A 21,400-nucleotide genomic window follows, 5' to 3' on the forward strand; every position below is an offset into this window, starting at 1 on the left:
GGTCGGCTCCTTAAGTCGCTGCCTGGGCCGCGGAGTCACCGGCGGGGCGGCCGATGGCGTGCGGGCGCCCGGAGTCGTGCACACCGCTGCGGCGGATGAAGGTCATGGCTCGGGTCTTCAGTCGCCACCCATCGCCGGTTCGCAGATAGGTGTCGCGGTAGTAACCGATCCGCATGTCGTGCGTGGCGTGGTCGATGAAGCACAGCGGTTGGGTGCCGGTGGCCGCATCCCCGTCGAGGTCGATCACCGCGGTTCCGGTGAGGAACAAGCCCTTTGGGGCCGCGGCCACCAATTCCGGGAATCGGCTCAGGCTGTAGGTTTCACCGAAGGCGCTGTAGGTGCCGTCGGGAGTGAAGACGGCGACCAGACCCTCGATGTCCTCCTGGGTGATGGTGACCGCGTAGCGGCCGAGCAGCTGCTGGATCTCGACCAGGTCATCAGTTCGGGTCGGGCCGCTCTTAGGCTGATCGGGCGTCGACATAGACCTTGCCGCCTTTCATGACGAAGCTGACGCGCTGGGTAACCGTGATGTCTTCCAACGGGTTTCCCGGCACCGCGATGATATCCGCGAGCTGGCCGGGCGCGAGGCGCCCCCGGTCGGTCTTGTTGATGAGCTCGGCCGCGGTGATGGTGGCGGCCCGCAGCACCGCCAGCGGCGGCATGCCCCATTCCACCAGCGTCACGAGCTCGTCGGCGTTCTTGCCGTGCGGGATGGCCGGGGCGTCGGTGCCGACCGCGATTTTCACACCGGCCTCGTAGGCCGCCTTGATCGAGGTTTCGGCCTTGGGGAACATCTCGGCGGCCTTGTCCTGCAGCGCTTTCGGGGCGCGAGATACGTCCATCGCCTGGGCGAGCCTGCGGGTGGTCACCAGGAACCTGTCGTTGTCGACCAGCATCTGGATGGCCTCGTCGTCCATCAGGAACCCGTGTTCGATGCAGTCGATGCCGCACGCGACCGCGTGCTTGACCGCTTCCGCTCCGTGCGTGTGGGCGGCGACACGCAGCCCACGGCGGTGCGCCTCGTCGACGATCGCGCGCAGTTCCTCGTCCGAATAGTGTTGCGCCCCAGCCTCACCGGTGAGCGACATGACGCCGCCGGAAACGCACACCTTGATCAACTCGGCGCCGTGCTTGATCTGGTAGCGCACCGCCTTGCGGATCTCGTCGACCCCGTTGGCGATGCCCTCTTCGACCGTGAGCTCGAGGGCACCCGGCATGAATGCGGCGAACATCGTCGGGTCAAGGTGCCCGCCGGTGGGCGTGATCGCGTGGCCGGCCGGGACGATGCGGGGCCCGTCGATCCAGCCCGCGTCGATGGCCTTGCCCAGGGCGACGTCGAGCAGGTAGCCGCCGGTCTTGACGAACAATCCCAGGTTGCGCACGGTGGTGAAACCGGCGCGCAGCGTGCGTCGGGCGTTGCCGACCGCGCGCAGCACCCGCGTCGGCGGGTCGTCCTGAACCTGGGACAGCCCGGGCGTCTCGCCCCGTCCGCCCATGAGCAAATTGACTTCCATGTCCATCAGACCCGGCAACAGGATCGCGTCGCCGAGGTCGATGATGTCGCCTTCGGGGTCGCCCCCGACGCGGGCGATCCGGTCGTCCTCGATCGTGAGGATGCCAGGCCGAACGATCTCGCCGCTATCAACGTCGAGCAGCCCTGCGGCCTTGAGCGTCAGCACCGGTTAGATCACCGGTTCCCGGATCACTTCGACCCATGCCGCACCGCTGTCCGGCACGCGTGGCTGCTTCCACGCCTCGATGGGGAACGACACCATGACCAGCGATTGCATCATGTGCATCAACGTCTTTGCGTCATCCGGCATGTCATCCAGGGGGAACTTGTCGCAGTAGGCGATGACGTCGTTCAGCAACGGGAACGCGACGTCGTAGAACTCCTGCATCTGGGGCATCGTCGAGGCCAGTCGTTTGGCGTAGCGCTCGGGCTCGGTGGCCAGGTCCCACTCCAAAAAGGGCTCGAGGGCGGCGAATTCAGACGGTAGCGCCATTGCGCTGGTGCTCCTTGACGTAGTTGGCGGTGGTGTGGTGCAGATGGCGGATCAGGACTTCCTGGTCGCAGAGCAGGAACTCTTTGACGGCCCGGGTGCCGATCATGGTCTGGGTCGCCTCCAGGGTGTTGGCATCCTGCAGCGCATACTCCTTGAACGTCACCGCGGCCAGCTCCTGGGCCAGGCGTTCCCGCGCATTGCGGGGCGGCACGAAATACAGGGTCGACTCGAAGATGTGCTTGTCCACCGCGGTCGGCCAATAGTGGTAGGTCAGATACCAGCCCGGCTCCCAGATCAGCAGCATGAAGTTCGGGTAGAACAGCCACGAGTCGATGCCCCACTGCGGGACCCGCTTGACGTTGACACCCGGTGGCAGCTCCAGCTTCTCGATGATCTCCGGCTTGTCCCACGGGCCGAACAGCCCGCTGCGCAGCACCTGGTCCATCGGCTTGACCATCGACATGTCCGGGGGCGGTGCCTGACCGCCCCAGGTCGACTGCAGGTTGTGTGGGCCGGCCAGTTCGTAGTGCAACGCTTCGTAGCCGAACTTCTGAATCTTGGCGGCTTCTTCCTTGGTGTACTGACCCTGGTGCAGGATCGGCGCGTGGTAGAACTCGACGAACGCGTCGATGAACAGCTTCCAGTTGCTGCCGACCTCGGCCCGGTATGAGTAGGTCTCGGTCATCTCACCGAACGGGTAGCCCTCGATGCTCTTGGCCAGCGGCCCGAGGTAGTCGGTCAGCGGCGCCGCGTTGTCGTCGAAGTTGATGAAGATGAAGCCTTCCCACACCTCGCAGCGAACGGATGCCAGGCCGAAGTTGGACTTGTCGAGGTCGAAGAACTCTTCTTCCTGTTGAACGAAGGTCAGATCGCCGTCGAGGCTGTAGCGCCAGGCATGGTACTTGCAGGTGAACTGGCGGCAGGTGCCGGAGGTCTCCTCGTTGGGAAAGTCGTTCCACACCAACTTGTTTCCGCGGTGGCGGCAGACGTTGTGGTACGCCTTGACCGACCCGTCCTTGGTCTTGGCGATGATGACCGACGTGCCTTTGCCGGCCGAGGGTAGCTCCCTGGTGAAGTAGCTGCCGGTGCGCGGCAGGCGCTCGACCCGGCCGACGTTGAGCCACGTCTTCCTGAAGACGGCGTCGCGTTCGGCCTCGAAGAAGGCGGGATCGATCGAGTCGGTGTAATCGACCGGCGCGGTCCCCAACTCGGGGTAGTTTTCTGTCCAGCTGCCGGCGGCTGGCTTGGCGAAGTGCGGCAAGGTTCTTACTCCTCTTGTCAGTGCTGTTCGGCGTGTTCGGGCTGGATGCCAAAAGTGTTGAAGGCCATGGCCAGCAGCGCGTAGCAGCCGACCGTGAAAACGAAATCCATCCGTTGCTGGTCATCGAGGCGCTCGCCGAGCGCCGCCCAGGTCTGGTCGGACAACTCCGACTTCTCGTCGAGCTCGTCGACCCCGGTGATCACGGCTTGGTCGAACGCGTCGGCGCCCTCGCCCCGCTCCAACGCCGCGATCTGCTCGTCGGTGATGCCCTCGTCCTTGGCCATCCGCACGTGGTGCGACCACTCGTAGGCGCACTGCCGGCGATGGGCCACCCGCAGGATGGCCAGTTCGCGGATGCGGGCGGGCAGGGTGGACGACATCAGGAGGTGAACGTTGAACCGGAGAAACGCCTTGGCCAGCGCGGGATGGTGGGCCAGCGTGGAGAGCGCATTGTTGGTGTCCGCCCCACGCATCGCCGAGAGCGCCTGCCGGGTCGCCTCGTCCCACTGGTCGGCGGGGAGCGGCTGCAAGCGCATCGGCAGTGTCCTCTCGGTGAAAGAGAATCGGATTCTCATTTGCAACTAACAGACTGGCACGAAACGTGCGTCCGGTCAATGCCGGCGTGCCGCTCCGACGCGGGCGCGGCCCCCGCCCTTGCTCGCTCGGTCCCCGCGCCGCCGCCCCCGTCTATACGGCGGCAATCGGCGGCGTGCCGGTGTGCCGACCCGGGGTTCTACCTCACCGCATCGCCGCGCGACCGAGGGGCGATGAGCCTGCGCGTTCGGCCGCTGGTCAGGAGGCTGCGGCGCCGCCGAGCAACCGCTGGATGTTGATTCTCGCCTGGCGAGAAGATAGTTTTCAATTTAGTGATCTTGGCACGGGACAGCGATTCGCCGAGGCTCTAATCGATCCGGTGGATCCGATGGAAGGGACGGCCATGAACAAAGAAGACATGATTCTGATCAGCGTCGACGACCACACCGTCGAGCCCCCGGACATGTTCAAGAACCACCTGTCGAAGAAGTATCAGGACGACGCGCCCCGGCTGGTACACAACGCCGACGGGTCGGACATGTGGAAGTTCCGCGACACCGTCATTCCCAACGTCGCGCTCAACGCGGTGGCCGGGCGGCCCAAGGAGGAGTACGGCATCGAGCCGACGGGCCTCGACGAGATCCGGCCCGGTTGCTACAACGTCGACGAGCGCGTCAAGGACATGAACGCGGGCGGCATCCTGGCCTCGATCTGCTTCCCGTCTTTCCCCGGCTTCGCCGGACGGTTGTTCGCCACCGACGACAACGACTTCTCGATCGCGCTGGTGCAGGCCTACAACGACTGGCACATCGACGAGTGGTGCGGCGCCTACCCGGCGCGGTTCATCCCGATGGCGATCCCGGTGATCTGGGATGCCGAGGCGTGTGCGGCCGAAGTGCGGCGCGTGGCCAAGAAGGGTGTGCATGCGCTGACCTTCACCGAAAACCCCGCCGCGATGGGCTATCCCAGCTTCCACGACGAGTACTGGAACCCGCTGTGGAAAGCCCTGTGCGACACCGACACCGTGATGAACGTGCACATCGGGTCGTCGGGACGACTGGCCATCACCGCGCCGGATGCGCCCATGGACGTGATGATCACGCTGCAGCCGATGAACATCGTGCAGGCCGCCGCGGACCTGCTGTGGTCGCGGCCCATCAAGGAATACCCGGACCTCAAGATCGCGCTCTCCGAGGGCGGAACCGGCTGGATTCCCTACTTCCTTGAGCGCGCCGACCGCACCTTCGAAATGCACTCCGCCTGGACGCACCAGGACTTCAAGGGCAAGCTGCCCAGCGAGGTTTTCCGCGACCACTTCCTGACCTGCTTCATCAGCGACAAGGTCGGAGTGGCGCTGCGCAACATGATCGGCATCGACAACATCTGCTGGGAAGCCGACTACCCGCACAGCGACTCGATGTGGCCCGGCGCCCCCGAAGAGCTGTGGGATGTGTTGTCGCTGAACAACGTTCCCGACGACGAGATCAACAAGATGACCCACGAGAACGCGATGCGCTGGTACTCGTTCGACCCGTTCACGCATATTTCGCGCGAACAAGCGACCGTCGGTGCGCTGCGCAAGGCCGCCGAGGGGCACGACGTGTCCATCAAGGCCCAGGGCCACGGCAAGGACACCCGCGGCGGCTCGTCCTTCGCGGACTTCGCGGCCAACGCGAAAGCCCTGACCGGCAACAAGGACTGACACCCCACCGACGAATTCGCGCGCCGGTGCACAAATTGACGTGAAGGAGATCTGGCAGTGCCCGGCGAGGGAATGAACTTTGAGCTGACCGACGACCAGGAACTGATCCGTCGGTCGGTCGCGGAACTGGCAGGGAAATTCGACGACCAGTACTGGATGGAGAAGGACCAGTCGCACGAATTTCCGACCGAGTTCTACAAGGCCATCGCCGATGGCGGCTGGCTGGGCATGACGATCCCGACCCAATACGGCGGTCATGGCCTCGGAATCACCGAAGCGACGATCCTGCTCGAGGAGGTCGCCAAGTCCGGCGGCGCCATGAACGCCGCCAGCTCGATTCACCTGTCCATCTTCGGCATGCAGCCGGTTGTCGTGCACGGATCCGACGAACTCAAGGCCCGTACGTTGCCCGCCGTCGCGACCGGCGAGGTGCACATCTGCTTCGGCGTCACCGAACCCGGTGCCGGGCTTGACACTTCGCGCATCACCACGTTCGCCAAGCGCGACGGCGATCGCTACATCGTCAACGGTCGCAAGGTCTGGATCTCCAAGGCGATGGAATCCGACAAGATCCTGCTGCTCACCCGGACGCAGAGCTACGACGAGGTCTCGAAGAAGACCGACGGGATGACGCTGTTCCTCACCGATCTCGATCGCAGCCGCATCGACATCCGCCCGATCCGCAAGATGGGCCGCAACGCCGTCAGCTCCAACGAATTGTTCATCGACAACCTCGAGGTACCCGTCGAGGACCGAGTGGGCGAGGAGGGCAAGGGCTTTCAGTACATCCTCGACGGCCTCAACCCGGAGCGGATGCTGATCGCGGCCGAGGCTCTGGGCATCGGCCGGGTGGCGCTGGAGAAGGCGGTGAAATACGGCAACGAGCGGGAGGTGTTCGGCCGGCCGATCGGCATGAACCAGGGACTGCAGTTCCCGCTCGCCGATTCGCTGGCCCGGCTGGATGCCGCCGAACTCATGCTGCGCAAGGCCACCTGGCTGTACGACAACGGCAAACCCTGTGGGCGCGAGGCCAATACGGCAAAGTATCTGTGCGCCGATGCCGGCTTCACCGCGGCGGACCGAGCGCTGCAAACCCACGGCGGCATGGGTTATGCCGAGGAATACCACATCACGCGTTATTTCCGGGAGGCCCGGCTGATGAAGATCGCGCCGGTCAGCCAGGAGATGATCCTGAACTTCCTGGGAGCCAACGTGCTGAAGTTGCCGAGGAGCTACTGAGGTCTAACGTAGGTTTGTCACTCGCCGGACGTGCACTCGGAGCGACTTTTTCACGACTTGCTCGCGCCCGGTGCACGTTCGGCGAATGAGCCCCCAATCAATCGGAGTAGGGATATGCGTGAAACAGTCATCGTCGAGGCCGTGCGGACACCGGTGGGCAAGCGCAATGGCGCCCTGTCCGGCATGCATGCCGCCGACCTGTCCGCGGTCGTGCTGACCGAACTCGTCGAGCGCACCGGTATCGGCCCCGAGATCGTCGACGACGTGATCTGGGGCTGCGTCTCCCAGGTGGGCGACCAGTCCAGCAACATCGGCCGTTACGCGGTCCTGGCCGCCGGCTGGCCCGAGACAATCCCCGGCACCACCGTCAACCGCGCCTGTGGGTCCAGCCAGCAGGCGCTGGACTTCGCCGTGCAGGCGGTGATGTCCGGCCAGCAGGACGTCGTGGTGGCCGGTGGGGTCGAGGTCATGAGCCGCGTCCCGCTCGGTTCGGCCCGGGCAACCGGCATGCCCTACGGCCCGAAAGTCCTTGCCCGCTATGACGACTTCTCCTTCAACCAGGGGCTGTCGGCGGAACTGATCGCCAAGAAGTGGGGATTTTCCCGGGCCCGGCTCGACGAATTCTCGGTGGAGTCCCACGAGCGGGCCGCCGCGGCCCAGGACGCCGGGGCGTTCACCGAGCAGCTGGTGCCGGTGTTCGTCGAGGGAGCCGACAACAACGTCGTCACGGCCGACGAGGGCGTGCGGCGCGGCAGTACCGTCGAGAAGCTCGGCACGCTCAAGCCCGCCTTCGCCGAGGACGGCGTGATCCACGCCGGCAATTCCTCACAGATCTCCGACGGCGCCGCCGCGCTGTTGGTGACCACCGCGGAGCTGGCCGTCGAGCTCGGCTTGACGCCGATCGTGCGGTACCTGGCGGGGGCGGTGACCGGCGCGGATCCGGTGCTGATGCTCACCGGCCCCATCCCGGCGACCGAGAAGGTGCTGGGTAAGGCCGGAGTCGCGCTGTCCGACGTGGGGGTCTTCGAGGTCAACGAGGCCTTCGCGCCGGTTCCGCTGGCGTGGCTGGCGGAGACCGGAGCCGACCCGGCCCGGATGAATCCGCTGGGCGGGGCCATCGCGCTGGGACACCCGCTGGGCGCGTCGGGCGCGGTGTTGATGACGCGCATGGCCCACCACATGCGCGACAACGGGATTCGTTACGGGCTGCAGACCATGTGCGAAGGCGGCGGCACCGCCAACGCCACGCTGGTCGAGCTGGTGGGCTGACACCCGAGGCCCTAGGGCACACAAGCGGGCACCACGTGACCCTTGTCACAGCGGGCAAACTAACCTACTGTGTGTTCACTAGGTTGGTTTTGGCACGTCGGTAGAGAGGACCCCGGTGCCCGTCGCGCGGCGATACGACACGCTTCTCGCCAAGGGTGAGGACCGCAAGCAGCGGATCCTCGACGTCGCCCAACGCCTGCTCACCCGCAACGGCTGGCGCAGCACCACGCTCGCCCAGATCGCCGGCGAGGCCGGGGTGACCCCCGCGGGGCTGTTGCATCACTTCGAATCGAAAGAGCAGCTCCTCCACGCGGTTCTGGATGCCCGAGACCTCGACGACGACACCCACGCCGACCGGACCGGGGACCTGTTCGACCAGATCGCCGCCGTCGCGGACCGATTCCACCGGGCCCCCGAATTGGTGGGCACGTTCACGGTGCTGCTCGTCGAGAACATCCTTCCCGAGGCTCCGCTGCACGACCGCATGCTGGCCAGGCACCGCGCCGCGACCGACATCGTCGCCGAGCTCATCCGCCGCGGTCAGGCCGATGGCCGGTATCGCCAAGACATCGACCCCGCCGTCAAGGCGGTAGAAATCCTCGCCTTCGTCCACGGAATGGAAACCACATGGTTACTCGATCCCTCGATACCGCTTCCCGAGGTGTTCAAGCAGTACGCCGAGGCACTGGCGCGCGACTTCGCGCCCCCGAAGAAAGGCGAGACGACATGAGATACCGGCTCGACGTCGTCGCCACCACCGCGCTCGACGTGGTGCGGTTCGCCGGCGGCTGGATCTTCGACCGGTCCATGGCGGGTTGGGACGTCACCGTGCTGGTGACTGAGCACCCCGGCGACCGGTCGCTGCAGATCATCGGCGCCCAGGTGCTCGACCTCGAAGAGGCCCTGGCGTCCGTGCAATCGCGGCCCCGCCCGCAGGCCCTGGCCGCCGCCGCGGACCTGTTCGGTTGCGACGCCCGGGTGCGTCAGGGCGTGCTGCAGGCCCTCGATCAGGGCGCCACGGAGGTCACGCTGTGGGGCGAGAACTGGCCGTCCGAACTCGACGACAGTGTGGGCCTGGTGCAGCACCAGCTGAGCATGGCGGCGCAGACGTTCAAGGCCCAGGCCCTGGCGGCCGCGGCGGCACCGCACGCCCCCATCGGCCGCGTCGAGACGTTCCGCAGCGGGCTGCTGGCGTGGCCCTCGGTGGCCGCCGATTTGGTTCCCGCCAGCTAGCCGAGCGGCGGGCCGGCGCGCCACAGCCCGGCAGACAGCGAACTCGCGCGTCGTGTGACACCCGGCGGGGGCCCGTCGTTGACGACCACCACCCCATGTGAAAATGTAATACTCATCCGCGAGAGGCACATTCTCACTAGCCGAGATTCAAGGAGCAGGAGATGGCGAACGAATTCTCCGAGCCGGACTTCTTCCGCGGCAGCGAGCTCATCGAGGACCCGTACCCCTACTACGAGGCGCTGCGTCAGCGGTGCCCCGTCACCCGGGAGAGCCATCACGACGTCACCATGATCACCGGTTGGGACGAGGCGTGTGCGGTGCTCAACGACGCCGAGACCTGGTCCTCGTGTATCTCGGTGACCGGCCCGTTTCCCGGCTTTCCGGTCCCGATCGAGGGTGACGACATCACCGAGCTGATCGAGCAGCACCGCGACGAGCTGCCGTTCAGCGACCAGCTGCCCACGCTCGACCCGCCGACCCACACCAACCACCGCTCCCTGATGATGCGGCTGATCACCCCCAAGCGCCTCAAGGAGAACGAGGACGCCATGTGGGCCCTCGCCGACCAGGCGCTCGACGACTTTCTCGCACCGGGGCGCGGCGAGTGGATCAAGGGCTTCGCGAGCCCGTTCACGCTGCTGGTCATCGCCGACCTGCTCGGCGTCCCGATGGAGGACCGCGACAAGTTCGTCAAGGGCATCGCTGACCACGCGGGTGGCGGTATCGGCGGCACCAAGGGATCCCTGGCCCACAGCCCGCTGGAATTCCTCTATGGCCTGTTCTCCGACTACGTGCGCGACCGCCGCCAGAATCCTCGCGACGACGTGCTGACCGGACTGGCCACCGCCACGTATCCCGACGGTTCGATCCCGGAGGTCGAGGACGTGGCCCGCGTCGCCAGCAACGTCTTCTCCGCGGGACAGGAGACCACCGTGCGGCTGCTCGGTGCGGCCCTGCAGACGCTGGGCGAGCGCCCCGACATCCAGGCGCAGTTGCGCAAGGACCGCAGCCTGATCCCGAATTTCATCGAGGAGTCGCTGCGCCACGAGAGCCCGGTCAAGGGCGACTTCCGGATGAACCGGCGGCCGGTCAACGTCGGCGGCGTCGACCTGCCGGCCGGCACCACGGTGATGATCGTGCAGGCCGCCGCCAACCGCGATCCGCGGCGGTTCGAAGATCCCGCCACCTTCGACCCGGCCCGCAAGAACGCGCGCCAGCACATCGCGTTCGGGCGCGGGATCCACAGCTGCCCGGGGGCCCCGCTGGCGCGGGCGGAAACCCGGGTCGCGATCGAACGGCTGCTCGACCGCACGACGGACATCAGGATCAACGAGGACGTCCACGGGCCGGCGAATAACCGTCGCTACCACTATGTTCCGACGTACATCCTGCGTGGCCTGACCGAATTGCACCTGGAGTTCACGCCGGCATGAAGGTGTGGGTGGACGACCAGCGGTGTCGCGGTCACGGCATGTGTCTGACGCTGTGCCCCGATGTGTTCAGCCTGACCGACGACGGTTACGCCGTAGCGATAGATTCCGATGTCCCAACGGATTTGGAATCGGCCGCGCAGGAGGCGATCCAATGCTGTCCCGAGCAGGCGATCAGCGAGAAATAGTCAAAGTTCCAGGCGAGTAAGGAGATTCGAGTGGCCAAAGGGTATGTCATCCTCACCGAGGCCATCAAAGACCCGGAAGGCATGAAGGCATACGCCCAAGCCGCCGGATCGGCGATGAGCGGCGCCACGGTTCTCGCGGTGGACACCGCGCCCAAAGTCATCGAGGGCGACTGGCACGGCGACCAGACCGTGGTGCTGGAATTCGAGTCGGTGGATGCGGCTCGGGCCTGGTACGAATCCGAGGGCTACCAGAAGGCGGCCAAATTGCGCCAGCAGGCCGCCGACTGCAACGCGGTCATCCTGTCCGGATTCTGATCGCTACTCTCCGACGATGGAGATCGCCTGACGAGGACACTGACGGACGGCCTCGCGCACGTCCGCCTCGTTCTCCGGAGTGACTTCCTCTTGGTGGACGGTCAACATGTCGTCGTCGCCGAGCTCGAAGATGTCTGGGTTGATGCCCATGCAGACACCGTTGCTCTCGCAGAGTCCCCAATCGACCTCGATCTTCTTCGTCATCGTGGCCCCCTTTAACGAAGCACCTTGACGGGCACGTTCTTCCAGCCCGCCACGTTTTGCATGTTCACTCGTTTACACCCGGCCCAGTCCACTTCGTAGCGCGGCATGAAGTCGAGCAGCCGCTCTAGCGCGATCCGGCTTTCCAGGCGCGCCAACGCGGCCCCCAGGCAGCTGTGGATCCCATACCCCAGTCCAAGGTGCTGCGCCTCGGTCTGGTCGCGCTCGATGTTGAAGGTGTCGGCGTCGGTGAAGGCGTCCGGGTCGCGGTTGGCCGCGGCGCCGCAGAGGAATACGGGTTTGCCCGCCGGGATCACGCCCCCGCTCACGTGGGCCTCTTTGAGGGTGTAGCGGACGTTGTATTGCACCGGCCCCTCGTAGCGCAGCAGCTCTTCGACCGCGCCGGGAATCTTGTCGCGGTCCTCCTGCAGCATCTGCCACTGGTCGGGGTGCTTGGCGAAGATCACCGCGGCGTTGCCCATCAGTTTGGTGACGGTCTCGGCGCCCGCGCCGCCCAGAAGGGTTGCGAAACCGCAGATCTCGATGTCGTCGAGCTTGCGCAGCTGGCCGTCTTCACCGGGGATTTCGGCGGCGATCAGCCGGCTGATCATGTCGTCCTGCGGCGCCTGGCGCCGCTCTTGGACCAGGCTGAAGTAGTACATCGCCGTGTCGATATTCGCCTGCATGCCCGCTTCGCTGACCTCGATCTGGCCCGGCTCGTGATGCAGGCTGGTGTCGATCCAGTGCCGGACCTGCTGGCGGTATTCCTCGGGCACACCGGCCATCCGGGTGATGACCTCCACGGGGAACGGCCCGGAGAAGTCCTGCACGACGTCGAAGTTGTCCGGGTCGACCGCGCCCAGGTACTTGTCGATTACCTCGATGATCGTCTCCCGCTGCGACTGGATCGCCCTTGGAGTGAACGCCTTGTTGAGCAGGCTGCGCATGTGGCGGTGCTCCGGCGGATCCATGAAGATGATCGACTTCTGCTCGGGGGCAATGCCCCGGCGCACCATCGCCAGGTCGCAACCGCGGGCGGACGAGTACGTTTCGAAGTCCTTGAACGCGGCCGCCACGTCTTCGTGACGCGTCAGCGCGTAGAAGTCCTCTTTTTCGTCGTAATACAGTGGCGTTTCCTCGCGCATCCGCCGATAGATGTCGAACGGGTTGTTGAAATAGTCCTCGGAGTACGGATCGAAGACGACCTTCGGTTTTGTCACTGCATCCTCCTCAGCGGCGAGGTCGGGCTGAACCTTTACAGCGGAGTCACTGACTGTAACGCTAACGGTAATACCTTCGTGACGAACCGGAAAGACCAAAACGCTGGCATTTCATACCCTCTTCGCGGCGCCGACGGCCGCGATGACGTCATCCAGCGCACCCAGACAGCTGCCCCGCGCCTCGGCGGCGGCGCGGACGGTGGCTACATCCTTCGTCAGGAACTCACCGGTCATTTCGATGAACGACGCGAGGGAGCCGCTCGTCGCGACGAGGTTCAGCACGCGGCTGGCCGCGCTGCCGTGCGCCAGGGCCGTCAGCAGCGCCGATTCCGGCACGCCGAGCGCTTCTCCCAGTCGAATTGCCTCGGCGAGCAGCCCGATCTGCGCAGCGAACAGCGCATTGTTGACGAGTTTTACCTTCTGCCCGGCGCCGGCCGGCCCGACGTGCAGGACCGGGTCGCCGTAGCACGCCAGCAGCGGTCGCACGCGGTCAACCGCTTGGTCGGCACCGCCGACGAACAGCGTCAGCCGGCTGGCGGCGATGTCCTGGGGGCCCCCGCTGACCGCGGCATCGACGACGTCAACGCCGTCGGCGCGCTCGGCGATCACCGCGATGGTGTCCGGGTCGACGGTGGTGTGCAAGACCAGCGCCGCACCGGGCCGCAGGGCGGATAGCAATTCGCCGGCCAGGCAGTTTCTCGAACCTGGTCGTCGGTGAACACGCAGAGCACCACGACGTCGGCTCGGGCACCGGCGTCGGCCGCGCGGCCGACGGCCCGCGCGCCCAGTTGCTCGAGCTCCCGGCGCCTTTCGGTCGTCCGGGCAATGGCTCGGACGTCGTGACCGGCCGCCACCAGACGCCCGACCATGGGGCGGCCCATTCGCCCCGCGCCGATGAATCCCACTCTCACCGCGGGTGGTCCATCAGCGCCAGCGCCGCGTCGGCCGCGTCGAGCACCGCGCCGCCGTCGGCCCCGGCTTTCTCGGCAAGGTCGACGACCAGCCGAACATCCTTTTGCAGCAGCCCGCCCGCCACCCCGGCCAACCGATCGAGTTCGCCGATACCGCCGAGGGCATTGAGCGCAAAGCTGTTGCCGCTGCTGCGGGAGACCACCTCGGTGAGGCGGTCCGGTTCGACGCCCAGCGCGTTCGCGAGCGACAGGGCGGTGGCCGCCGTGGCCAGGTTGGCGGTGAAAAGCAGGTTGTTGAGCAGCTTCGTCGTTTGTCCGGAGCCCAGCTCGCCCAGATGAACGACGGGATCGGCATAGGTCTGGAAGACGGGGCGGCAACGCTCGACAACGTCGGTGTCGCCGCCCACCACCACCAGCAGCCGGCCCTCGGCCGCCGCCCCGCCCCCGCCGCTCACCGGCGCATCGATGACGGAAACGCCTTGGGCGGCGGCCGTGTTCGCGAGTTCTCGGCAGGTGTTCGGGTGCACCGTGCTGTGCACGGCGATGACGCTTCCTGGCCGCATCGCCGACAGCAATCCGTTTGTCCCGCAAGCTAGTTCGTCGATGTCGGCATCACCGACCACGCAGAGGCAGACCAGGTCACTGGCCGCGGCGAGTTCGGCCGGAGACCCGGCGGCGCGGGCCGCGGTGTCGGCGAACGCCTCGAGGGCCTCGGGCCTGCGCGCCCACAGGGTGGTGGGGTAGCCGCCCTCGACGATCCGGCGCGCCACGGGGCCGCCCTGGCTGCCCAGCCCGATGAATCCGACGCGCATCAGCCCGCCTCCTCGTCCACCGATCGTGACGCTGCAGTCACGTCGGGGCTCGACAGTGACTGTGGCGCCACATTCGAGGGGCCGCCTGGGCGTGAAGCGCCTTCGGCCACGCAATCACGCACGAAATCAAGGACTTTCGCGTGGTAGGTGGGGGCGGCGTGGCTGAGGCTGATGTTGTGCCCGGCGTCCGGTTGTCGATGTACGACCAACCGCGGCGCCCCCGCGAACAGGGCGCCGATCTCGGCCACCGCCGGATCATCGGTCTGCCACACCTTTTCGTGCTCGGCGATGCTGAAGTGCACCGGGACGCGCACGGCGGGCGCGAGCTGCGGGAAAGTCTGTCGCGCCCAGTCCGACACCATCTGGTCCTCGTAAGACGGGGCCGATGGCGAGACCGTGGCGCCACCCAGGACCTCGGGGGGATAAAGCTCCACTGGGCTCCACAGCAATTCGCGCATGCCAGACGGGCGGCGTTCGCGGGTGGCCGTTTTCAGTATTTCCTTGGCGGCGGGGTGGTAGTGCCGGCCAGTGCCCGCGAGCTCGATGCCGAGCAGGCCGGCACCCCGCTCGTCGGCGGCGAGCCGCAATGTCAGCTCGCAGCCGCCCGAATGGCCCCACACGAACATCCCTGCGCCACAAGGTCGTTGGCCGAGGATGCGGTCGATGGCGCCGTAAGCCAGGTGCACGCGCTGCTCGCCGGAGACCATCGCGTCCGGATACGGTGCCGAGCTGCCATAGCCCGGCCGATCGAGGGCCACCACGGTGAATCCGGCCGCCGCGCCGGTCCGCAACAGCGAGTACGAGGGGTGGCCGGGGCAGTCGAAATACATTGCGGTGGTGCCGCCGCCGTGGATGGCCACGATCACGGCCTCGGGGTCGTCGGCTTCGGCGACCAGCGCCGACATCGGCACCCCGTCGACGATCACCAGCCGTGGTCGCGGTGCCGCGGTGTTCATGTCCGCCTCATTCCGGGGCCCGCAGCAGGAGCACGCCGCTGGGAGTGAGCCCGCCACTGCTGACGACACCGACGCGGGCGCCGGCGACCTGGCGTTCACCGGCCTCCCCGCGCAGCTGAGTGATGGCTTCGTGCAGCAGACCCATGCCGTGCGTGCGGCCGTGCGAGAGCTGGCCGCCGTGGGTATTGAGCGGCAGCTGCCCGTCGCGTGCGATGTTCTTGCCGCCGTCCAGGAATTCCTTAGCCTCCCCGATCCCGCAGAAACCGAGCGCCTCGATCCAGGACAGGCAGTTGAAGGAAAACCCGTCATACAGCTCGGCGACATCGACATCGGCGGGCCGTAGCGAGGTACGCGTCCACACGTGCGCCGCCTGGCCCAGCACCTGCGGCTCGTGGGTGAGAGTGCTCTGGTCCCAGTCGAGTCGCTCGACGATCTGCGTTCCCACGGCTTCCACCAGCACCGACGGCTTGGCCAGGTCGCGGGCGGCGTCGACGGCCGAGACGATGACGGCGATGGCGCCGTCGCACGGCACGTCGCAGTCGTAGAGCCCGAACGGCGTGGTGATGGGGCGCGCATTGAGGTAGTCGTCCATCGTCATCGGCGACCGGTAGATGGCCGTCGGGTTGAGTTCGGCGTTGGCGCGCTGGTTCAACGCGATCCAACCCAGCGTTTCCTTGGTGGTGCCATACCGGTGAAAGTGCCGTTGCGCGTTCATCGCCAGCGTGTGCGCCGCCGACGTGGCGCCAAATGGCATCTGCCAGCCCGACATTCGGCCCGCTGAAGCGCCGGCCGGGGTGATCTTGCCCTGCTTCATCAGCTCGCCGTTGGTGGCTTCCCACAGCGTGCGGAAGCACAAGACGTGGCGCGCCAGGCCGCAGGCCACCGCCAGCATCGCGGCGATCACCGAGCCGCCCGGGCCGAAGGTCTCCATGGCGCCGTTATGCCACGTCGGACGGATGCCGAGCGCACCCTCGAGGGCGGTGGTGCCGCCCTCTCCGAAGCCGCCGACATTGATCGCGCCGGGGTAGGTGGACAGACCGTCGATGTCGGCGTAAGTCAGGCCGGCGTCGGCGATGGCCGCCTCGCATGCCTGCACTGTCAACGCCAGCGGCGGTTGCATCAAGCGGCGGCCGATCGGCGACGCCCCGATCCCGGTCAGCGCGACCTTGTCTTCGAACTTGTCCACCGTGAGCATCGGGCGGACGTGCTCGCCAAAGCGTTCCGGAGCGATCTCGTCGTCGGGCAGGGGAGCGGAGCGCCCGTCGGCGCTCGGCTTGAACAGCGGAAACCACACGTCCTCGACCTGCTCGAAGACGACCTCGACCGGTTGGCCGAGTTCGAGCTGTTCGGGCACGCATTCCACGATGTTCGTGGTCAGTCGCACGCGCGGATCTTCGGCGATAGCCACCTGCGCGATCACGTACGGAGCCACCAGCCCGGGCAAGCTGAACCGCTCGTTGATGGTGAATCCGGCGAGCGTCGCCCGGCCCGAGACGGCACGCACACCGATGTCGCGGGACCGGCAGTATCGGCACACCGGCGCCGGCGGATGGATCAGGGAGTCGCAGGATTTGCATTCCTGCAGCCGTAGCTCCCCGTCGGCACCCGAGGTCCAGAAGAATTCGTTCTCCTGCGTGACCAGGGGCAATGGGCGGCCGGGTGCTGCTGACACGTCACCTCCGGTGCGTCGCGCTGCCTATTCGGTAGGGCCGTTATACGAATCGGAGAATCACGTTATCACCCGCGAGCAGGCACGATCTAGACCGCACCTGCCCGATGAGCGCCGTCAGTACGGCACCCAGGTGCCGTCGAAATAGGTACCCCATTGGTGAAAGCCGGCATTCCACATCGGCTCGTTCGGTGACCACCATGGCCGCGGCGGAGGCGGTGGGGGCACGTCCTGCGCCGCGAATGGCGGCGCGTAGGCCGGCGGGGTCGCGTACCAATCCGGCATCGCCGGCGGCGGTTTGCACTCCATGGTGACCCGATTCCACGACATGTTGCGATCGCAGTCCGCCCAGCCGATTCCCGGCGTGAGGATCACCGCCGTCGCCATCCCGATGAAGGCGCACCCGATGACAACTGTCAGACGACGTACAAACCACCTCATGGTGGGCCTCCCAATGGGGCCATCGTGACCTTGGCTGTCTCAGTTTATTCCGCTGCTAGCGCCGCGACTAGTGACCGACATCCACACGCCACACCGAGTCCGACGTCGTGGCGTTCCGTCGCGAGCCGGGGTTATGCTCCACTGGCGATATCAAGTACTTAACATTCGGAGGGCTGATTGCTCGACGCGGAGAAGGTCCTGATCACCGGGGCGACGGGCAAGATTGCATTTCCCATCGCGCGTGCGCTGGCGGCGGCGGGAAACGAGGTGTGGGGCGCCGCTCGCCTGAAAGATCCCGCGGGCCGGGAAAAACTTGTGGACGCCGGGATCACACCGGTGGCGCTGGACGTCGGTGCGGGCGACTTCTCCGGTCTCCCGGATGATTTCACCTACGTCTTCCACGCGGCCGTGAACCCGGGCACGAAGGACTGGATCCAGTGTGTGGAGACGAATGCGCAGGCGTCCGGCGACCTGCTCTACCATTGCCGCGCCGCAAAGGGTTTCGTCTTCTGCTCCACCGGCTCGATCTACGCCTATCAGGGCAGGCGGCCGCTGACGGAGACCGATCCGCCGGGGGCGCCGCTGCGGGCGAACTACAGCTTCTCCAAGGTTGCCGCGGAGGCGGTCTGCAGCTGGATCGCCAGGCGCTTTCAGATTCCGCTGACCATCATCCGGATCTGTTCGACGTACGGCCCCCAGGGCGGTGCGCCCGCCGACCGTCTCGATGCGATGTTGGCGGGCAAGCCCATTCGGCTGCATCCGGACAAGCCGAACAATTACAACCCCATCTATGAAGACGACTACGTGGCGCTGGGCATCCGAGCGATGGAGGTCGCCGCGACGCCAGCGGTCGTGGTGAACTGGGCCGGCAGCGAAACCGTCAGCGTGGAGGAGTACTGCGCCTTCCTGGGTGAGCTGGTCGGTGTCGAGCCGATCTTCGAGTACACGCCCCAGGCGCATACCCCGCTGTGGCCGGACGTCTCCCACATGCACCACGTGCTCGGCCGCACAAAGGTGCCCTGGCGCGAGGGTTTCCGACGCATGGTCGCCGCGCGCCACCCCGAAATCTCGCTGTCCCAACATGATTCGATGAAGACCTGAGGACCGACGCTATGCATCTTCCCGGCACGCCATCGGACGAGGTCCCCGAAATCCTTGCCGCCGGGGGCGGCGATATCACCACCCTGTTCGTCTCGATGGCGGTCCGCCACCCCGACGGAAAAGACGCCGAGTACCTGCGCTGGCACAGCCTGGACCACCGCCCGGAGCAACACCGCCTGCTCGCGGTGCGCGCCTCGCTGCGGTTGGTGTCCACACCGGCCTGCCGCTCGGCCCGCGCGGTCGGCGACGGCCCCTTCGATGCGGTCGACCACGTGATGACGTACTTCTTCACCGACGCGGCCGGATTGCGCGATTTCAACGAACTGTCCACGGCGCTGGGCAATGCCGGTCGCAAACTCCCGCTGCTGCCGCCGGTGCAACGCGGCGTGTACGACGTGCACAGCAAGGCCGCCGCGCCGCGCGCCAGGGTCGGGTCGGACGTGTTGCCCTGGCTGCCCGTGCGGGGCGCGTTCGTGGTGGTCGAGCGGGGAGTGGCGTCGCCGGACCCGCTGGTGGACGTCGACGGCGTCGCCGGTGTGTGGTCCGCAGTGTCGCGTCGGGTCGACGCCAGCTTGGCCAGCGCACCGGCGAACCAGGCGATCACGTATTGCTTCCTCGACGGCGACCCGATTGCCACCGCGGCGCGGCTGCGGCCAGTGCTCGAGGCTCGCTGGGCCGAACCGGGCGTCGAAGCATTGTTCGCCGCACCGTTTTTCGCGGTTGTCCCGTACGAGTGGGATCGCTATGTGCCGTAGGAAAGGGGCCGCATGCGCATCGGCTTGATGGTCGGCTCGGACAAGGAGCGCCCCCGCGCCGACCGGCTCGCCGGCCTGATCGACGACGGGGTCGCCGCCGAAAGCGACGGTTTCACCGCGTTCTGGATGCCCCAGGTCCCCGGCTATCTCGACGCGCTGACCGCGGTGGCGCTGATCGGGCACGCCACCGAGCGCATCGAAATCGGAACGGCCGTCGTGCCGATTCAGACTCGCCATCCGATGATCATGGCGCAGCAAGCCCTGACCACCCAGGTCGCCTGCGGCGGCCGGTTCACGCTGGGCATCGGACCCTCGCATCATTGGATCGTCAACTCGCAGCTGGGATTGCCCTATGACCGCCCGGCGCGCCTGATGGGTGACTACCTCGACGTGCTCCTCGCGTCCTTCGCCGGTCCGGGCAGCGTGGATGTCGACAACGAAAGCTATTGCGTCCATTCGCCGGTCGACGTCACGGACGCCTTCGCGGTGCCGGTGCTGCTGTCGGCGCTCGGACCGACAATGCTGCAACTGGCCGGCGCGCGGGCCGCCGGCACCGTGCTGTGGATGGCCGACGAGCGCGCGATCGGCGACCACGTCGTTCCGCGCCTCACCGCGGCGGCCGGCCGGGCCGGGCGTCCCGTGCCCCGGATCGTCGCCGGTGTTCCGGTCGCGCTCTGCTCGAACAGCGAGACCGACGATGCTCGCGGCTACGCCAGCGAGGTGCTTGGGCACGCGGACTTCTCGCCCAACTATGTGCGACTGCTGCAGCACGGCGACGCCGAAGACGTCGGTGACACCATGGCGGCCGGCGACGAGACGGCCATCCTGGATCGGTTGCGCCGCTACCGGGATGCTGGCGTCACCGACCTTGCGGTGCGAATCGTGCCGTTGGGCAAGGACATTGAAGAGCGAACCACGTCTCGGCGTCGAACTCAGCAGTTCCTGTCGTCGCTGTGTCCGGCCTTGTGATCAGCGCGAGGGTAGACCGAGGACGCGCTGGGCGACGATGTTGCGCTGAATCTCCGACGTGCCGCCCGCGATCGTGCCCGCGTAGCTGCTGATGTAGCGCGCGAACCAGCTGGCGGTGAAAAGATCTGGGGCGTAAGGGTTGTACTGGGCCGTCAGCATCTTGTCGCGCAGACCGTCGGCCCCGGCCGCGTCCAGTGCGTGCCGCAGCGCGCTCTGTTCGGCCTCCGAGCCGAACACCTTCAGCACGGACAACGCCGCCACGTCCACCTCGCCGCGGGCCGCCCGGCCCAACGCGGCCGAACCGAGCAGCCGCAGCGCGTAGTAGTCCATCACGATCGTGGCGTAGTGGTCCGCGTTGACCTCGTCGCGCGGCCGGTAGTCTTCGAGGAGTTGCTCGAGCCGGTTCGCGAAGGCCATCCACATCAGGGTGCGCTCGTGGCCGAGCGAGCCGTTGGCGACCCGCCACCCGCCGTTGAGCGGGCCGACCAGGTTGCGCGCGGGCACCCGGACGTCGTTGAAGAACACGTCGTTGAAGTCCAGCTCGTCGCGGTCGTAGACGGAGGGGAAGGGGCGACGCACCAGCCCGGGACTGTCGGTCGGGATGAGCAGCGCGCTGATTCCCTTGTGCCGCACGGCGTTCGGGTCCGTGCGGACGAACGTAAGGATGACGTCGGCGTCATGGGCGCCGGAGGTCCACACCTTCTGCCCGTTGACCACGAACTCGTCGCCGACCAATTCGGCCTTCGTCCGCAGCCCGGCCAAATCGGAGCCGGCGCCGGGCTCGCTCATGCCCAGGGACGCGGTCTTTTCGGCTCGCAGGATCGGGACGGCCCAGCGCCGCTTTTGCTCCTCGGTGCCGCAGGACAACAGCGACGCGGCGATGATGCCGACGCCCTGGGGATTGAAGCAGTGGTAGATCCGGCGACGCGACAGCTCCTCACGATGCACGAACTGCTGCAGGATGGTTGCGTTGCGGCCACCGAATTCCGGTGGGTTGCCGGGCAGTAGCCACCCATGGTCGAACTGAAGGCGCTGCCAGCGGCGCGACCATTCGGGCACGTGCGAGGTCGACGACGGCCGCTCCGCGGCTTGGGCTTGGGTCGGCAGGTGCTCGGTGAGAAAGCTGACGAATTCTGCGCGAAACGCTTCCACGTCGGCGTCAAAGGTGAGCTGCATGGCACTGCTCCT

The 21,400-nt window shown here is 66.7% G+C and carries 23 protein-coding genes and 1 pseudogene; 11 read left to right on the forward strand and 13 right to left on the reverse strand.

Annotated elements, in window-relative coordinates; genetic code table 11:
- Positions 1-10 precede the first annotated feature (10 nt).
- The 5 genes from AC5Y5B_RS16835 to AC5Y5B_RS16855 are packed head-to-tail and all read right to left on the reverse strand — an operon-like array spanning position 11 to position 3,803.
- A complete protein-coding gene (locus AC5Y5B_RS16835; protein WP_112631050.1) occupies positions 11-481 on the reverse strand; it encodes a nuclear transport factor 2 family protein in 471 nt (156 codons plus the stop codon).
- A complete protein-coding gene (locus AC5Y5B_RS16840) occupies positions 459-1,679 on the reverse strand; it encodes a metal-dependent hydrolase family protein (protein WP_112631048.1) in 1,221 nt (406 codons plus the stop codon). The genes AC5Y5B_RS16835 and AC5Y5B_RS16840 overlap by 23 nt, the downstream gene beginning before the upstream one ends.
- A 3-nt stretch (positions 1,680-1,682) precedes the next feature.
- Positions 1,683-2,006 (reverse strand): hypothetical protein, encoded by a 324-nt coding sequence (locus AC5Y5B_RS16845; protein WP_112631046.1) that lies wholly within the window; start codon positions 2,004-2,006, stop codon positions 1,683-1,685.
- Positions 1,990-3,267, reverse strand: a complete 1,278-nt coding sequence (locus AC5Y5B_RS16850) for an aromatic ring-hydroxylating oxygenase subunit alpha (protein ID WP_112631044.1) — start codon at positions 3,265-3,267, stop codon at positions 1,990-1,992. The genes AC5Y5B_RS16845 and AC5Y5B_RS16850 overlap by 17 nt, the downstream gene beginning before the upstream one ends.
- A 17-nt stretch (positions 3,268-3,284) precedes the next feature.
- Positions 3,285-3,803, reverse strand: a complete 519-nt coding sequence (locus AC5Y5B_RS16855; RefSeq protein WP_112631042.1) for a carboxymuconolactone decarboxylase family protein — start codon at positions 3,801-3,803, stop codon at positions 3,285-3,287.
- A 401-nt stretch (positions 3,804-4,204) separates the two neighbouring features.
- Here AC5Y5B_RS16855 and AC5Y5B_RS16860 point away from each other — a divergent pair, with 401 nt between their 5' ends.
- From AC5Y5B_RS16860 to AC5Y5B_RS16895, 8 genes are all read left to right on the forward strand, one after another.
- On the forward strand, positions 4,205-5,503 hold the full coding sequence (locus tag AC5Y5B_RS16860) for an amidohydrolase family protein (RefSeq protein WP_112631228.1): 1,299 nt from the start codon (positions 4,205-4,207) through the stop codon (positions 5,501-5,503).
- Positions 5,504-5,575: 72 nt separating this feature from the next.
- A complete protein-coding gene (locus AC5Y5B_RS16865) occupies positions 5,576-6,742 on the forward strand; it encodes an acyl-CoA dehydrogenase family protein (protein WP_112631040.1) in 1,167 nt (388 codons plus the stop codon).
- Between the two features lie 114 nt (positions 6,743-6,856).
- Positions 6,857-8,011, forward strand: coding sequence for a thiolase family protein (locus tag AC5Y5B_RS16870; protein WP_112631038.1), 1,155 nt, complete (start codon positions 6,857-6,859; stop codon positions 8,009-8,011).
- A gap of 115 nt (positions 8,012-8,126) precedes the next feature.
- A complete protein-coding gene (locus AC5Y5B_RS16875) occupies positions 8,127-8,741 on the forward strand; it encodes a TetR/AcrR family transcriptional regulator (RefSeq protein ID WP_112631036.1) in 615 nt (204 codons plus the stop codon).
- On the forward strand, positions 8,738-9,244 hold the full coding sequence (locus AC5Y5B_RS16880) for a hypothetical protein (RefSeq protein WP_112631034.1): 507 nt from the start codon (positions 8,738-8,740) through the stop codon (positions 9,242-9,244). Before AC5Y5B_RS16875 ends, AC5Y5B_RS16880 begins: the two co-directional genes overlap by 4 nt.
- Positions 9,245-9,405: 161 nt before the next feature.
- Complete coding sequence (locus tag AC5Y5B_RS16885; protein WP_112631032.1) at positions 9,406-10,677, forward strand: cytochrome P450; 1,272 nt, start codon at positions 9,406-9,408, stop codon at positions 10,675-10,677.
- Positions 10,674-10,862, forward strand: coding sequence for a ferredoxin (locus tag AC5Y5B_RS16890; protein WP_112631030.1), 189 nt, complete (start codon positions 10,674-10,676; stop codon positions 10,860-10,862). The genes AC5Y5B_RS16885 and AC5Y5B_RS16890 overlap by 4 nt, the downstream gene beginning before the upstream one ends.
- Positions 10,863-10,892: 30 nt before the next feature.
- Positions 10,893-11,177, forward strand: coding sequence for a DUF1330 domain-containing protein (locus AC5Y5B_RS16895; RefSeq protein ID WP_112631028.1), 285 nt, complete (start codon positions 10,893-10,895; stop codon positions 11,175-11,177).
- Positions 11,178-11,180: 3 nt separating this feature from the next.
- Here AC5Y5B_RS16895 and AC5Y5B_RS16900 read toward each other — a convergent pair whose 3' ends face one another.
- The 7 genes and pseudogenes from AC5Y5B_RS16900 to AC5Y5B_RS16930 form a co-directional block, all read right to left on the reverse strand.
- The gene (locus tag AC5Y5B_RS16900; RefSeq protein ID WP_007777398.1) at positions 11,181-11,381 is read right to left on the reverse strand and encodes a ferredoxin; all 201 of its coding nucleotides are present in this window, start codon (positions 11,379-11,381) and stop codon (positions 11,181-11,183) included.
- 11 nt (positions 11,382-11,392) lie between these two features.
- Positions 11,393-12,598 (reverse strand): cytochrome P450, encoded by a 1,206-nt coding sequence (locus AC5Y5B_RS16905; RefSeq protein ID WP_112631026.1) that lies wholly within the window; start codon positions 12,596-12,598, stop codon positions 11,393-11,395.
- A gap of 111 nt (positions 12,599-12,709) precedes the next feature.
- A pseudogene (locus tag AC5Y5B_RS16910) lies at positions 12,710-13,467 on the reverse strand (NAD(P)-dependent oxidoreductase).
- Between the two features lie 38 nt (positions 13,468-13,505).
- The gene (locus AC5Y5B_RS16915) at positions 13,506-14,321 is read right to left on the reverse strand and encodes an NAD(P)-dependent oxidoreductase (protein ID WP_500005982.1); all 816 of its coding nucleotides are present in this window, start codon (positions 14,319-14,321) and stop codon (positions 13,506-13,508) included.
- Positions 14,321-15,277 carry an alpha/beta hydrolase gene (locus AC5Y5B_RS16920; RefSeq protein WP_112631022.1) on the reverse strand — a complete coding sequence of 319 codons (957 nt, stop codon included), beginning with the start codon at positions 15,275-15,277 and terminating at the stop codon, positions 14,321-14,323. Before AC5Y5B_RS16920 ends, AC5Y5B_RS16915 begins: the two co-directional genes overlap by 1 nt.
- A gap of 7 nt (positions 15,278-15,284) precedes the next feature.
- Positions 15,285-16,949, reverse strand: coding sequence for a thiolase C-terminal domain-containing protein (locus AC5Y5B_RS16925; RefSeq protein WP_500005983.1), 1,665 nt, complete (start codon positions 16,947-16,949; stop codon positions 15,285-15,287).
- A gap of 114 nt (positions 16,950-17,063) precedes the next feature.
- Positions 17,064-17,387 carry a hypothetical protein gene (locus tag AC5Y5B_RS16930; protein WP_112631018.1) on the reverse strand — a complete coding sequence of 108 codons (324 nt, stop codon included), beginning with the start codon at positions 17,385-17,387 and terminating at the stop codon, positions 17,064-17,066.
- 177 nt (positions 17,388-17,564) lie between these two features.
- Here AC5Y5B_RS16930 and AC5Y5B_RS16935 point away from each other — a divergent pair, with 177 nt between their 5' ends.
- From AC5Y5B_RS16935 to AC5Y5B_RS16945, 3 genes are read left to right on the forward strand one after another with little or no spacing between them, the layout of a single operon-like run.
- Complete coding sequence (locus AC5Y5B_RS16935; RefSeq protein WP_500005984.1) at positions 17,565-18,488, forward strand: NAD-dependent epimerase/dehydratase family protein; 924 nt, start codon at positions 17,565-17,567, stop codon at positions 18,486-18,488.
- Between the two features lie 11 nt (positions 18,489-18,499).
- A complete protein-coding gene (locus AC5Y5B_RS16940) occupies positions 18,500-19,243 on the forward strand; it encodes a hypothetical protein (protein WP_112631014.1) in 744 nt (247 codons plus the stop codon).
- 12 nt (positions 19,244-19,255) lie between these two features.
- The gene (locus AC5Y5B_RS16945) at positions 19,256-20,212 is read left to right on the forward strand and encodes an LLM class F420-dependent oxidoreductase (protein ID WP_112631012.1); all 957 of its coding nucleotides are present in this window, start codon (positions 19,256-19,258) and stop codon (positions 20,210-20,212) included.
- On the opposite strand, the gene AC5Y5B_RS16950 is transcribed toward AC5Y5B_RS16945, so the two are convergent.
- Complete coding sequence (locus AC5Y5B_RS16950) at positions 20,213-21,388, reverse strand: acyl-CoA dehydrogenase family protein (protein ID WP_500005985.1); 1,176 nt, start codon at positions 21,386-21,388, stop codon at positions 20,213-20,215.
- Between the last annotated feature and the right edge of the window lie 12 nt (positions 21,389-21,400).

It is taken from the genome of Mycobacterium sp. NGS33 (assembly GCF_059812885.1).

Coding starts and splice junctions, on each gene's coding strand:
- AC5Y5B_RS16845 (WP_112631046.1), bottom strand. CDS start 2,006: ATGGCGCTACCGTCTGAATTCGCCGCCCTCGAGCCCTTTTTGGAGTGG.
- AC5Y5B_RS16915 (WP_500005982.1), bottom strand. CDS start 14,321: ATGCGCGTCGGATTCATCGGGCTGGGCAGCCAGGGCGGCCCCGTGGCG.
- AC5Y5B_RS16940 (WP_112631014.1), top strand. CDS start 18,500: ATGCATCTTCCCGGCACGCCATCGGACGAGGTCCCCGAAATCCTTGCC.
- AC5Y5B_RS16860 (WP_112631228.1), top strand. CDS start 4,205: ATGAACAAAGAAGACATGATTCTGATCAGCGTCGACGACCACACCGTC.
- AC5Y5B_RS16835 (WP_112631050.1), bottom strand. CDS start 481: ATGTCGACGCCCGATCAGCCTAAGAGCGGCCCGACCCGAACTGATGAC.
- AC5Y5B_RS16920 (WP_112631022.1), bottom strand. CDS start 15,277: ATGAACACCGCGGCACCGCGACCACGGCTGGTGATCGTCGACGGGGTG.
- AC5Y5B_RS16950 (WP_500005985.1), bottom strand. CDS start 21,388: ATGCAGCTCACCTTTGACGCCGACGTGGAAGCGTTTCGCGCAGAATTC.
- AC5Y5B_RS16930 (WP_112631018.1), bottom strand. CDS start 17,387: ATGAGGTGGTTTGTACGTCGTCTGACAGTTGTCATCGGGTGCGCCTTC.
- AC5Y5B_RS16865 (WP_112631040.1), top strand. CDS start 5,576: ATGAACTTTGAGCTGACCGACGACCAGGAACTGATCCGTCGGTCGGTC.
- AC5Y5B_RS16885 (WP_112631032.1), top strand. CDS start 9,406: ATGGCGAACGAATTCTCCGAGCCGGACTTCTTCCGCGGCAGCGAGCTC.
- AC5Y5B_RS16870 (WP_112631038.1), top strand. CDS start 6,857: ATGCGTGAAACAGTCATCGTCGAGGCCGTGCGGACACCGGTGGGCAAG.
- AC5Y5B_RS16880 (WP_112631034.1), top strand. CDS start 8,738: ATGAGATACCGGCTCGACGTCGTCGCCACCACCGCGCTCGACGTGGTG.
- AC5Y5B_RS16900 (WP_007777398.1), bottom strand. CDS start 11,381: ATGACGAAGAAGATCGAGGTCGATTGGGGACTCTGCGAGAGCAACGGT.
- AC5Y5B_RS16945 (WP_112631012.1), top strand. CDS start 19,256: ATGCGCATCGGCTTGATGGTCGGCTCGGACAAGGAGCGCCCCCGCGCC.
- AC5Y5B_RS16855 (WP_112631042.1), bottom strand. CDS start 3,803: ATGCGCTTGCAGCCGCTCCCCGCCGACCAGTGGGACGAGGCGACCCGG.
- AC5Y5B_RS16890 (WP_112631030.1), top strand. CDS start 10,674: ATGAAGGTGTGGGTGGACGACCAGCGGTGTCGCGGTCACGGCATGTGT.